The organism is Pedobacter sp. CG_S7 (genome assembly GCF_040544395.1).
In the GTDB taxonomy this organism is placed as follows: Bacteria; Bacteroidota; Bacteroidia; order Sphingobacteriales; family Sphingobacteriaceae; genus Pedobacter.
Map to the genome: position 1 here is coordinate 1 of NZ_JBEONS010000015.1, position 13,250 is coordinate 13,250.

At 39.0% G+C, this 13,250-nt stretch carries 7 protein-coding genes; 2 read left to right on the forward strand and 5 right to left on the reverse strand.

Annotated features, from left to right (window positions below; translation table 11 throughout):
- Positions 1 to 754 precede the first annotated feature (754 nt).
- Positions 755 to 1,669: a carbohydrate kinase family protein gene (locus AAKU52_RS09650; protein ID WP_354332767.1), complete on the forward strand. Its 915-nt coding sequence runs from the start codon at positions 755 to 757 to the stop codon at positions 1,667 to 1,669.
- Positions 1,670 to 1,819: 150 nt separating this feature from the next.
- On the opposite strand, the gene AAKU52_RS09655 is transcribed toward AAKU52_RS09650, so the two are convergent.
- Together AAKU52_RS09655 and AAKU52_RS09660 are read right to left on the reverse strand one after the other, a co-directional pair.
- The gene (locus AAKU52_RS09655) at positions 1,820 to 3,745 is read right to left on the reverse strand and encodes an OmpA family protein (protein ID WP_354332769.1); all 1,926 of its coding nucleotides are present in this window, start codon (positions 3,743 to 3,745) and stop codon (positions 1,820 to 1,822) included.
- Positions 3,746 to 3,797: 52 nt separating this feature from the next.
- A complete protein-coding gene (locus tag AAKU52_RS09660) occupies positions 3,798 to 5,396 on the reverse strand; it encodes an ice-binding family protein (RefSeq protein WP_354332771.1) in 1,599 nt (532 codons plus the stop codon).
- A 563-nt stretch (positions 5,397 to 5,959) separates the two neighbouring features.
- Between AAKU52_RS09660 and AAKU52_RS09665 the strand changes: the two genes are divergently transcribed.
- Positions 5,960 to 7,870 carry a heavy metal translocating P-type ATPase gene (locus tag AAKU52_RS09665; protein WP_354332774.1) on the forward strand — a complete coding sequence of 637 codons (1,911 nt, stop codon included), beginning with the start codon at positions 5,960 to 5,962 and terminating at the stop codon, positions 7,868 to 7,870.
- Positions 7,871 to 7,916: 46 nt separating this feature from the next.
- Here the strand turns inward: AAKU52_RS09665 and AAKU52_RS09670 are convergent, their stop codons facing one another.
- From AAKU52_RS09670 to lptB, 3 genes are all read right to left on the reverse strand, one after another.
- Complete coding sequence (locus AAKU52_RS09670) at positions 7,917 to 10,874, reverse strand: TonB-dependent receptor (RefSeq protein ID WP_354332775.1); 2,958 nt, start codon at positions 10,872 to 10,874, stop codon at positions 7,917 to 7,919.
- Positions 10,875 to 10,964: 90 nt separating this feature from the next.
- Positions 10,965 to 12,497 carry a GH3 auxin-responsive promoter family protein gene (locus AAKU52_RS09675; protein ID WP_354332777.1) on the reverse strand — a complete coding sequence of 511 codons (1,533 nt, stop codon included), beginning with the start codon at positions 12,495 to 12,497 and terminating at the stop codon, positions 10,965 to 10,967.
- Between the two features lie 17 nt (positions 12,498 to 12,514).
- Positions 12,515 to 13,249, reverse strand: coding sequence for an LPS export ABC transporter ATP-binding protein (lptB, locus tag AAKU52_RS09680; RefSeq protein WP_354332779.1), 735 nt, complete (start codon positions 13,247 to 13,249; stop codon positions 12,515 to 12,517).
- Position 13,250: the final 1 nt, after the last annotated feature.

Genomic DNA, 13,250 nt, shown 5'->3' on the forward strand with positions numbered 1-13,250 from the left:
GATAGCGGTGACTGGAAAAAAGATACCATCAACGAAGAGGAGTTCAGGAAACTATTTAGCGAAAAGATCGAAAGTATTAAAATGGACTTTGTGAAGCTGACATCTCTAGATTTATAAAAGATCCAAAAGTACTTGAAATATGGTCCCCAAGTTATTTCCATGATCTAAGTGCAAAACTAAAAATTAATACATCAAGTTAAGGTCTTGGCGCTAACCAAAAGGACGTTCAATGTTGTTTGTATAAATACATGTCATCAAATTATTGTTTTGCCTTCCCAATTTGTCTAGCATTCCTATTGGTTTTGAAAAAATTAAAACCAATAGCCATGCATTAAAAAGAATGTACTAAATTCGTTAATAATTAAAAACCGTTACAACTATTTAACGGAATTTCTTTGAGTGTTTGTAATCAATTGACTAAGATATAGTTAGAGATGGGCGGTGCCTGACTGTTAATCAGAGGGTCACTGGTTCGAGCCCAGTCTCGGGAGCTAAAAAGGCAAGCACGGTAAAACGGTCGCTTGCCTTTTTTTGTGCCAAATAACTTCCGCTCAACACTTATAATTTAAAGAATTTATTATTGACTCCTTTTTTTTATTAAAAATGGTAATATTAAGTAGCCAGTAGTTTAAGTAAACCAGAAACAAAAATCCCTGATGATCAAATAAATAAATTGTATTTATTTACAAATTTGTTTATTTAAATTGTCGTTCTGCTAACTAGACAATTAGACAATGCTTAAGCGTTTAAAATAATGAAGGAGTTATATAATAAGTCAGTAGTTTGTTTTGGGGAAATTCTTTGGGACAATCTTCCAACGGGAAAAAGACCGGGTGGTGCACCAATGAATGTTGCCTACCATTTACATCAACTGGGTATTAACAGCCACTTAATCAGTCGCATTGGCAATGATCAGCCAGGAGAGGAGCTGTTGGGTTTCTTAAAAGAAATTGGATTAGAAACTGATCTTGTTCAGATTGATGTTGAACAGGCGACCAGCCAGGTACAGGCAACAATTAATGAAAGTAACCACGAAGTGAGTTACGAAATTCTTTCTCCGGTAGCCTGGGATTTCATTAGCCTGCAGCCAAATTTTGAAGCCCTGGTAAGGGAGTCGAAGGCTTTTGTTTTTGGTACATTGAGTGCCAGAAACACAGTTACCAGAGCCACGCTCTATCAAATGTTAGCTTACAGTTCTTATCGTGTTTTTGATGTCAATCTTCGTGCACCGCATTATTCACCAGAAGTTATTGATGCCTTGCTTCGCCAGTCAAACCTGGTTAAGCTTAATAGCAGCGAGTTGCTGCTGATTGCCCAATGGTATGATCCTATTTGTGTCAAAGAGGCCGATGGGGTAGAGTTACTTTTTGATCGCTTTAACGTGGAGGAGGTTTTGATTACCAAAGGTAGTCAGGGGGTCAGTTATTATACCATTGCTTTTCGCTATGATTATCCCGCTTATACTATAAACGTGGCAGATACTGTAGGCAGTGGGGACTCGTTTCTGGCTGCTTTTTTAGCGATGAAACTGGCAGATGAGGCTGTAGAAACTACTTTGGATTACGCTGTTGCGATGGGCGCTTTTATAACTTCGCAGGCAGGTGCTTGCCCCAAATACGCCCGGTTTGATTTGGATAGGTTTATCTGGAAAAAGAAATTGAATATTTAATGGCCTAGTTTTATCGCTTCATTAATTTAGAAAAAATAATTATATACCAATAAAAAAACGGCTGTCTCCTTGTGCAATGCCGCCTAAAGTTAGAGACTTTATGGGGGGCATTGCACAAGGAGACAGCCGCTTTTATTTAATAAAACCTGATTATTTTACAGGAATAATATCAATGATTACCGTTCTGTTATAGAAACGTTCTTCTGGAAGGTTATTGTCAAATAAAGATTCCTCTTCACCAAAACCATTGGTTTGAAATTTAACATTACTAATTCCTGCATTGCGTAAAACACGTTCTAAAATAGATTGTGCTTCTTGCGCTCTGCTTTGCGATAACTTAGCATTGTATGCTTCTGAACCAATTATATCAGTATGGCCATGGATAACCACTGTTGATCCATTTGTAATCAAAGGTGCAACAGTTTTAGTCAGGAAGTCTTCATAAGAAGCTATAGTGGTTGCTTTATTAAAGTTAAACAAAATGCTATAACGTGAACCTGTTTGGGTTACTGCCTGTTGACTAACCAACTGTACAGTACTTTCTTTTCTAACTGGTAGTCCGTTTTTAGTTGTTCCCAGCATCACTATTTTATAGTCTCCTGCGGGTTGATCGCCTAATATTGCTTGCGCAGGTATTCTTTCCTCATCTTTTTTGAAAGGACCGTAGATTTTACTTTTTCCGTTAGCGTCCGTGATCTCAATCGTATAAGAGGTGAACATCTTTTCAGCTCCCGGTGTGTTAAATACAACCTGACCAGCTAATGGATCAGTTTGCGTTGCATTCATCTGAACAGGTTTCATCATTCCGCCACCTACTTCCATCAACAATTCAGAAGAATTGCTTTGTATGTCAACCCTGCGGTCTCCAGCACGAAGTAAGTCAAGTTCCTTTGTTCCACCCGGTTGTTCCGATGGTATAAGTGGTTTGGTACGTCCCTGGGTTATAATTCTTGATTCATTTATACCAAATGCGCCAACTATATATTTTTTGATGTTTTCTGCAAAAACTTTACCTTCTTTAGGTCCATTTGCTGAAGCACCACTCAAATTGATTGAAGTGCCTGAATTTGTTCTAAGTCGGTCGCCAAGAATGTTTAATATATTGTGGTATACATTTAGTTGGCTCGCAGAACGGCCAGTAGCACTTGTCGACTCTTCCTTCTGTAATTGTTCTTCTTTAAAGTTGCTTGCGGCTGCCTCAGAAAGCAATACATACCTAGAAGGTATGGCATTAGAACCTTCATCAAAGAAGACGTAATTTAACAATGGCAAAGTTTCACTCAGCTGTAGTTTAACAGGAACGTCCTGTGGTGCCCTCACGAAGAATTGAACTTCATCAACAGGAACTGCAATTGGCAATTCAGCCATTTCTTTTTTCGCTTTACCGAATTTTAATGCTACACCAGTTCTTACGGTAGTCATCGACCAGCTTTCTATGCTACGAGGATCCTGACCGAAATAGGGATGGAAAGACACAAAAGGTGATATTACATATTTTGTTGTGCTGTTTGGCGAAGAAAGTGAGATGTCATAACCAACGCCCACCTGACCAGAAATAACGGTTTTCCGCATTTCGCTTAATTCTGCATCTGTATTAGGTTGTCTGAGCTGGGTATAAGAAAAATCTTTCTGAAGGTTAATCCCAACTCTTGGACCAGCGAAAAGATAAAAATTTCCACCACCCGGGCTAAAGCGTAAGCTTGGTTCAATGGTTAGGTAGCTGGTGTTTGTTTCTAAGTTAGCCGGACAATCACATGGTGCCATCACCTCATCAAATTTACCTCCGCGACCATCATAACCTAGGTTTAATAAACCACCCCATACACGACTTGGGCGATATTCAATTAATAAGGATCCAAATGGACGTATGCCATTTCCTTTATGAAATGCTGCCGGAACAATCAGATCGTTATTTAATCTTTGTGTAGTGCCATCGTAAAAGTTTGTATTTGCCGCTCCAGATAGACCGAACCACCAGGTAGGTTGTTCTGTTTGAGCCTGAACAGTGCTTTGGGCCACTAACAACATTAAGGTGCAGATTGCACCACGTTTTATCATCTTATATTTTGTAATCATCTGAGGTTTTTTTAAATCCGCTCCGAAGAGCGGATATTTTTTGGAATGAAAATTATTGAGGTTGAGTTACAGTACTTGCATTTAGAGTAACCGCTGTTTGAGCCAATAATCTACCGGTAACTTTAGCACCTGTATTTAAGGAGATCAACGTTTTGCTTAAAATGATTCCACTAAAATCTGTGTCTGATCCAAGTGTTGCTTGACCAGATACTACCCAAAATATGTTTTTGGCTTGTGCACCACCTAATAAAGTGATTTTAGCGCTGTTGTTTACGGTCAGGTTTTGTGAAATCTGGAATACCCAAACATCATTTGGTCCACCTGTAAGTGTAACACCTGCATTAGTGATGAGTACACCTGTGCTCCATTTGTATAATCCTGCAGTTAAAGTTCTGCCACTGATATCTCCACTATACAAGCCCACAATTGGTGCAGGAGTTGTCAACCCATTTGCAGTCGTAAATGCAGTTTCCATATCGCTCACTGCGGTTGTCATTTTTGCTGGGGTTGGTGCTGCATAGTTTGCTGCATATACTTTACCTATTACGATTGGGGTATGTGATGATTGACCATTGGTATCCATGATTAATCCAAAGCCTGTAATAGCCGTTGCTGCAGCAGGACTAACACCTATGTTACCGGTGATTAAAGTAGTCCCTGTTGTAGAAATGCCTGATTTAGTTAATGTTACAAAATCAGCTGCACTACCTAAATTAATAGCAATTGGACCTAATCCAATTTCTGCTCCTTTAAAGTTAGCCACCAAATTTCTACTAGCTAAAATTGTAAATTGGAAACTTGTATTTGTGGAGATGATGTTTCCGTTTTCTGTCCAGTTTACAAAAGAATATCCTGAATTCGCCGTTGCACTGATTGTTACAGGTGTTCCTGGTTGGTAAGATCCACTGCCAAGAGTTGTACCGCCTGCTGCAGGACTTGAAGTTAAGTTAAGAGCTACACTACCAAATGGTATAGCAGTGAAATGTGCTACCAGCGCTTTATTTCCTGCCATGGTTAACGAGTAATTGGAGCTTGTCGATACTACAGTTCCGTTATCGGTCCAATTTGTAAAAGTAAAACCTGTATTTGGCACTGCGGTAATTGTATTAACAGAACCTTGTGCAAATTCGCCGCCGCCACTAACGGTTCCACTTAATGCTGGTGTGAATGAAAGAACTACCTGAGGTATTGTTATAAATGTCCAGGTGTAATCACTAACCATTGCTGTTTTCAGGTTGTCTTTTGCGCCTGTCGTTACCACACCAGTATATGTGGTGAATGGTGAAAGTGGCGCATCTGGTGTAAATGTAAATGTTTTAGCAACGGCAGTAGGGGCAATCTTTCCACTAATTGTTTTAGTGCCTTGTTTAACAATAAAGGTAGAATTATTAATCGTTGTTGCATCCATGTCCGTATTGAAGGTTATGGAGATTACCTTGTTAAGTGGTACGTCAACGGCTTTGTCTTTTGGATCAGTTGTTACTACCACGGGGCAGTCGCCTGAAATTTCACCTTCAAAATCATCTTTTCTACAGCCTGTCATGATAACAGCAAAAAGAACAACCGTAGCATAAAGTGTTGTTTTTATTCTGGAAAAGGAAGTGCGTGAGCACGAAGGAGAGTTGTACTTTAAAGTAGGTTTTTTGTTCATATTGTTATTATTGATTATTAATGAGGTAGTTTACTGTTTATGAAATGTTATTTTCACTCTATTTGCAAAAGATGTGCCTGTATTTTAATTTATTTTGAGGTTGTAACAATATTTTCAGTTTTTTAACGGGAGACCGGCGTTTAAATATGCCTTTTTAGCTATTGGTTAGCCTATTAAAATAAAATTACCTTAAATAAATATAAAATATCTTTACTATTAGTTAGGGATTTTAAGGTAGGATAATTATAGCTTTTTGCTCTGTTTAACAGAATTAGTGTACTCCTTGAACTAAATTTCTAAATTTTATATAACTAGAGAGAGGGTGTTAATTCGTCTTTTTCTCCTGGTTGAGCGATTGATGAGGTGTTTTCATATTGCTGCTGTTATGGGTTCTGTTGTAACGCTACTAAAGATTGTTTCTAATTCAGGTTTCAAAAGTGTTTTTATTTGTTAGATAGGAAAGAAAATAAACAGTGCTAATTAAATTTCATAAATTAACACTGTTGAATGTTTTTAACTGCAAGATTACTGTTGCATTAGGAAACAATTTCAGAAAATCAATTATGAAAGTAGAAAAAAAAGATCACGACCACAACCATGAAAATGACGAAAATAGAGACTGGATAAGTCACTGGCCCTTGTTAATGGCTTTATTGATACTCGTTGTCATGCTTACCCTTACGTATGGCTTTAATTTCAAATTAAATTACCTGTTGGAGTTGGTTGTTTTTGTAATCGCTTATTTGCTTGCAGGTTATAATGTGATCAAGCTGGCCGTTAGAAAAGCACTTCATCTTGACTTTTTTAATGAGTTCTTCTTGATGACTGTAGCCACGGTAGGTGCCTTCGCTATTGGATCTTACAGTGAAGGTGTTGCCGTAATGGTATTTTATTCTATCGGAGAATGGTTTCAAGATGCCGCAGTCGCTAATGCCAAACGGAATATTAAAGCATTGCTGGATATCAGGCCAGATATAGTAACTGTTGTAAGGGATGGGAAAACTTTAAGTACCCATCCATCTCAAGTGAAAATAAATGAAATTATACAAATTAAGCCTGGCGAAAAAGTAGCGCTGGATGGCATGTTAATTTCAGCGAAAGGAACTTTTAATACTGCGGCTATTACTGGAGAAAGTATACCCGATACGAAATTAAAAGGTAGTATGATACTGGCAGGGATGATTAACTTGAATTCCTTAACTGAAGTAAAGGTACAATCGCTATTTCAGGATAGTAAGTTGAGTAAAATTCTGGAAATGGTACAGGATGCCACTGCCAGAAAATCTCAAACGCAATTGTTTATCTCCCGCTTTGCTAAAGTTTATACGCCTATTGTTTTCTTGCTGGCCTTAATGCTGGTTATTCTCCCATTTTTCTTTAGTGCTAATTATAGTTTCCAGGATTGGTTTTACCGGTCGCTGGTCTTTTTAGTAATCAGTTGTCCTTGTGCTTTAGTGGTTTCTATCCCGCTGGGTTATTTTGGTGGTATAGGTCTGGCTTCGAATAATGGAATTTTGTTTAAAGGGGCCAACTTTATGGATGTGATGACACAGGTAGATATGGTGGTGATGGATAAAACCGGTACCTTAACAAAAGGAGTTTTTAATGTTCAAAAGGTTGTGCCGCATCTTCTTCCTGAAGAGGAATTTTTGCTTTTGGTTGCTGCGCTGGAAAGTAAATCCACACATCCCATCGCTATTGCAATTACAAAATATGCAGGAAAGTTTCTTCCTGACGTGAAAATATTAGCGGTGGAAGAGGAAGCGGGACATGGATTGAAAGGTATCATTAATGGAAAATCAGTTTTAGTTGGAAATGCCAGCTTGTTTCACAAACTAAACATTGCGTATGATCCTATTGTTGATGATGAGGTGGATACCGTAGTATTGGTTTCTGTAGATCAGCAATATGCCGGTTACCTTACCATTGCTGATGAAGTTAAAACTGATGCAGCGAAAACAATAGCTGCCTTGCACAAAATGAATATATCCACCATGATGCTGAGTGGCGATAAGGAAATTGTGGTAGCAAAAGTGGCCCGGCTATTGGGTATTGGAGAGGCATTTGGTGCTTTGTTGCCAGAAGATAAAGTGCGAAAAGTTACTGATTTGAAAGCAATGGGCAGGCGAATTGCCTTTGTAGGAGATGGTGTAAACGATGCGCCTGTGATTGCGTTGGCCGATGTTGGAATTGCAATGGGCGGTATGGGGAGTGATACTACTATTGAAACGGCTGATGTGGTTATCCAAAATGACCAGCCTTTTAAATTGGTGACCGCTATTAGGGTTGCCCGGCTGACTAAAAAAGTTGTCTGGCAGAATATTGCCCTTGCAATGGGTGTTAAAGTTTTGGTGCTGTTACTTGGTGCTGGGGGTTTGGCAACGCTGTGGGAAGCTGTTATTGCCGATGTTGGCGTTGCCTTATTGGCTATTTTAAATGCAGTGCGGATACAGAAAATGAAGCTGCCTGAATAATTTATAATTAAGCAGCTTCATTTTTGAATGATCATAAATCCCAAGGCTACTTGTTTAGTAAACCTTCAAAAGTAATCGCCGCATAATAAAGGGCACCTAAAGTTGGACCGCCCGCATATTGTAAATATGGGGTATTGAAAATATTCGTTCCACCTATTTTTATGGTTGATTTGGCTTCAGCAATTCTATAAGTCACCTGAGCATCGAATGTATTAATAGCGGCAATTTTACCGCTTACTAAAGGACTTTCCCATAAAAAGGAGTCCTGCCATTTGTAAATCATACTAAAACCAAGGTTCTTAACAATCTCCCTATTGCCAATAGTTAAATTTGTTACCCACTGAGGGGTGTTAAATCCAGTAACGAAAAGATCTGAACTCACATTTGTCTTGATCTTGTTGTAACTTACATTTCCTGCCACAGTGAATTTTTTATAGAAATTATAGGTTAAACCCAATGCAGAGCCATAATTCCGGTATTTATTTTTCGCATTGGTATATACACGATAACGATCTTGCCCCGAATCACGATTGGCATCGAGCATATTTAAAACTGCTCCATCAGTACCAATTGTTGCGCCTTTGGGAACGTCAACTTGTACTTGTCCCAAAAAACCATCATAAGTATTCGTATAAGCATCAATGTCGAATATTAAGCGGTTATCCAGAAACACACTTTTATAGCCTACCTCAAGAGAATTGATCCGTTCTGGTCTTGCTTTGGGGAGGTCTGCTTTTACCAATAAGGTTTTATTGGCCAGCGCAGCAGTGTTCCGGTCTTCCCCTGCGGCTACCGCAGTGTTAACGGCTGCGTTAAACACTACGCCAGAAGCGCGGGTATAGCTATTGTCTAAGTAGCCTAAACCCTCATTGATGTAAGCTAAACTTCCTACACGTTTAACTCTTCCGTTATTGACATAGGACAAGGCTTCAAATAAACCCGGGAAACGATAACCTTGTTGGTAGGTGATCCTGAAATTGTTGTGTGCATCTGGTGAATAAACGGCTGCTACCCTTGGGGTAAGTTTAGGGTCGAATTCAGGATTGTAATCAAGGCGTAAGGAGCTGAAAATCTTAAGTTTCTCTTCAAAGAAGGTTTTTGTAACCTGTGTAAAAGCGCCTATTTTTTTGTAATAGCTATTTTTTCCATAACTGCCATCAGGTAGCTGTTTGCCTCTGTCGGCTATCGAACGACTAAAATCAACAAAGTTGTTTCCATCTGGAATAATTTCATAAGCTCTTGCATCGCCACCTATTAATAGATCGAAATATTTTACTTGTTTAGAAAGATCCCACTGTCCTTCAATGTGGTATAGGTGACTTTGTTGAATTAATGCTGCACCACCGGTAACGGGGGCATCAGGGATATTGGAAGATTTTATGTCCCAGTTGTTTACCGATATGATGGCGTTTTTTAAGTCCTCAAATGCATGTGTACCTGGTTCTACACGACCAGCATCTGCTTGTTGTCTTGCGTATTTTGTTGCTGCGGCAAGGTTCGCATCAGTTAAAGAGCCATTGGCTGTAGCAAATGCATTTAAAGCATTTTTATATTTTGCACTCCATGCCGAGCCACTGCCTCCACTTGCTAAATCCAGGTTATCTGCCAACGGTTTTACATTGTAAGAATCCCCGGAGTTTTCTAAGGATACATAGGTCCTGATTAAGAAATTACTTCCTTTAAGTTCTAATTTATGGTTTTGGATGACCACATTATCCAGTTGGATTTTATTGCCCCGTTGAAAAACACCATCCATTTTTCCTATGCGGTAATCGTATGCCAATTCCAAAAAGTCGTTGAAGCGGTAGTGTAATCCAGCATCAAACTTCAGGTTGTCTACATTAGGGTTAACCAGGTCTTTTTCCCAGTAGCCGGTCCTGGCAACATTTAAAGTCTGATTGTTTTTACTATTGATAGTTAAGCCACTTAGCGAAACCGTGTTACTTCCTGCTAATACATCATCGCCATATTTGTTCCAGCCATCAAAAGCGATGTTATTTTCGCCATCTAAAGCATTGAAGCCTGGGTTTGCACTTTTTAAGTTATTAGGATTTTGATTTGTTCGCGTATCTGAAAGCCAGTCTGTTCCCCTCAAATAGCTGAGGTTAATTTTAAATGCAAGCTTATTGTTGAATGCTTTTGCATAACGAATGGCGGTTTCCGTAAGGTTACTGACCTCCCTACCAGTGCCACCAAGATGATTTAAGCCCGTCTTTTGATAAAAACTAAGTCCTTGATAATAAAAAGGATTTTTGGTAAACAGGTTGCTCATCCCATTGATCGCATTCATGCCATAAAGTGCAGAAGCTGCACCGGGTGTGATCTCTACACTGGCAATATCCAGTTCTGTTGGGCCAATTGCATTTCCTAATGGAACACCTAAGGTTGCTGCCTGCATGTCTATGCCATCTACCAATTGCATAAACCGGTAATTACTTGGGATATTAAAACCACGGGTATTGGGGATTTTAAAAGTCAAGCTGGAGGTAGTCATCTGGACTCCTTTCACATTTTCCAGGGCATCATAAAAACTTGGTGCCGGCGATTCCCGAATAGCCCGGATGTCTAATTTTTCAATCGCTACAGGTGATTTTAAAATGCTTTCCGCTACTCTGGAAGCTGTAATGACAACCTCGTTTCCTAAAATCGTTTGTGTAACTAAATTAATAGTTAGCAAGTCGCCGGCTGATACGACTTTAAATTCTTGTGGTTCAAAACCAATGCTGGTGAAATTAAGTTTTATTGGGAATTTTAATCGGCTCCGAAGTTTAAATTTGCCGTTTTGGTCTGTGGTTGTTCCTGCAATAGTACCATTAATATTCACCCCTACGCCCGCTAGTGGTTCTTTTGTTTCCTGACTATTTACTACTCCACTGATTTCGATTAATTGGTTTTCTTGGGCCTTTAGTGTTTGTTGGGTTAAAAAGAAGATAAAGAATAGAATGAAGTACTGGTACTTTTTAAAAGTAGCTTCAGGGGTAAAATAGGGTAGTTTTCTGGCCATAATACAAAGTCTATAGATTTAGTAGTCAAAACTATATCTTGTAGACGAGATTACCAAATTATTTATATAATATAAATTCGATTTGTATTTTTAGGCTGAATATTTGAGTGGTTCCTTCAGTGTTTTAAGAATTTCTTCCACGTATTTTCTGTCGTTAGCCAAACGTGGAACTTTATGTTGTCCCCCTAATTTGCCTTTTGATTTTAACCAATTATAGAACGTGCTTTTTGGTGCATTATGAACCTTAGGTCTTAATATTGCCATGTCATTGAAACGCTTGGCATCATAATCTGAATTGATATCACGCAGGGTTTGGTCTAATACATCCACAAACAATTCAAAATCATTAGGCTGTTTCTCAAATTCGATGATCCACTCATGTCCCCCTGCGTTGGTGCCTTCGAAATAAATAGGGCAAGCAGTGTAGTCAATAAAAATAGCTCCAGTAGCACAGCAGGCTGCACTGATGGCATGCTCTGCATTTTCAATAATGACTTCTTCGCCAAAAGCATTGATGAAGTGTTTGGTACGTCCTGTAATTTTAATACGGAAAGGAAGGAGGGACGTAAATTGGATGGTATCTCCAATCATATAACGCCATAATCCTCCATTGGTAGAAATAATGATGGCGTAGTTTTTATGTAATTCCACCTGATCCAGTGATAACGTTTGGGGGTTTTCTTCTGCCAGAAGCTCCATTGGGAGAAACTCATAATAAATGCCATAGTCGAGCATTAACAATAACTCTTCTGAATTTTCCTGGTCTTGTATACCAAAAAAACCTTCTGAGGCATTGTAAGTCTCCAGGTAATACATGTCGGCACTAGGAATCAAGGCCTTAAACTGTTCTCTATAAGGCTTAAAATTTACGGCTCCGTGGAAATATAATTCCAGGTTTGGCCAAACTTCCAGCAGGTCGTTTTTGCCGGTCATTTCCAAAACTTTCTTAGCAAGCACAAGCGTCCAGGTGGGTACACCAGAAATGTTGGTGACGTTTTCGTTAATGGTGGCCTCGGCCATTTTTTCCATTTTATGCTCATAATTATCCATTAAGGCAATGGATATATCTGGTGTTCGGTAATATTCGGCCCACATCGGCAGGTTCTTTATCAGTACCGCAGAAAGGTCACCATAATAGGAATCTTCATTTAATTGGTTAATCTGGTGACTTCCGCCAAGTACTAAGCCTTTACCCGTTAATATTTGGTTATCCGGGCGGTTATTGCAATAGATGGAAAGCATATCCTTACCCCCTTTGAAATGGCACTCCTGTAAAGATTCTTCTGATACAGGTATAAATTTACTCCTGTCGCTGGTTGTTCCAGAAGATTTAGCAAACCATTTAATTTCAGAAGGCCAAAGGATATTTTGTTCTCCTTTAAGCATTCGTTCAATGTAAGGTTTAATGGTATCGTAATTTTGTAAGGGTACTCTTTCTTTGAATTCTTTCTGAGAAGCTATTGATTTGTAATCATATTTCTTACCCCACTCGGTGTTTTGGGCACTTGAGATTAAAGTATGAAACCATTCATCTTGTACATCAAGGGGGTATTTCATGAAAAGTTCTATCTGATGAACCCTTTTCTTCATGTACCAGGTAAAAATTGAATTAACAAACGCCATTTTTTTATAGATATGAATTATAAGTTTTTGCTGCGGAGCACAAAATTAGAGCCAAGGTATACTTTTCTCACCATTTCATTTGCTGCCAGTACCTCCGGGGTTCCAGATTCAAGAATTTTACCTTCAAATAAGAGGTAAGCTCTGTCTGTAATAGACAGGGTTTCCTGCACATTATGATCCGTAATTAAAATACCTATGTTCTTGTTTTTAAGTTTGGCTACAATTGTTTGTATTTCTTCCACTGCAATAGGGTCTACACCTGCAAAAGGTTCATCCAAAAGAATGAAATTTGGACTGGCAGCAAGGGCACGGGCAATTTCTGTTCTTCTTCTTTCACCTCCAGAGAGTAAGTCGCCCCTATTTTTACGCACTTTATGCAAACTAAATTCTGTAATCAGTTCTTCAAGTTTCTCGTATCTTTCTTCTTTTCCCATTTTAGTCATTTCCAAAATAGCCAAAATATTATCTTCCACCGTTAGCTTTCTAAATACGGAGGCTTCCTGCGCAAGGTAACCGATACCTTTTTGCGCCCGCCTGTACATGGCATCGCTGGTAATATCCTCGTCATCTAAGAAAATTGTTCCTTCATTGGGCTTAATCAAGCCCACGATCATGTAAAAAGAGGTTGTCTTTCCTGCGCCGTTAGGGCCAAGTAAACCAACAATTTCCCCTTGGCTCACATTAAATGAAACATCATTAACAACGGTGCGTTGTTTATATTTTTTAACTAGATTATCTGCTCTTAAGATCATT

Coding starts and splice junctions, on each gene's coding strand:
- AAKU52_RS09650 (WP_354332767.1), top strand. CDS start 755: ATGAAGGAGTTATATAATAAGTCAGTAGTTTGTTTTGGGGAAATTCTT.
- AAKU52_RS09655 (WP_354332769.1), bottom strand. CDS start 3,745: ATGATTACAAAATATAAGATGATAAAACGTGGTGCAATCTGCACCTTA.
- AAKU52_RS09670 (WP_354332775.1), bottom strand. CDS start 10,874: ATGGCCAGAAAACTACCCTATTTTACCCCTGAAGCTACTTTTAAAAAG.
- AAKU52_RS09665 (WP_354332774.1), top strand. CDS start 5,960: ATGAAAGTAGAAAAAAAAGATCACGACCACAACCATGAAAATGACGAA.
- AAKU52_RS09675 (WP_354332777.1), bottom strand. CDS start 12,497: ATGGCGTTTGTTAATTCAATTTTTACCTGGTACATGAAGAAAAGGGTT.
- AAKU52_RS09660 (WP_354332771.1), bottom strand. CDS start 5,396: ATGAACAAAAAACCTACTTTAAAGTACAACTCTCCTTCGTGCTCACGC.
- lptB (WP_354332779.1), bottom strand. CDS start 13,249: ATGATCTTAAGAGCAGATAATCTAGTTAAAAAATATAAACAACGCACC.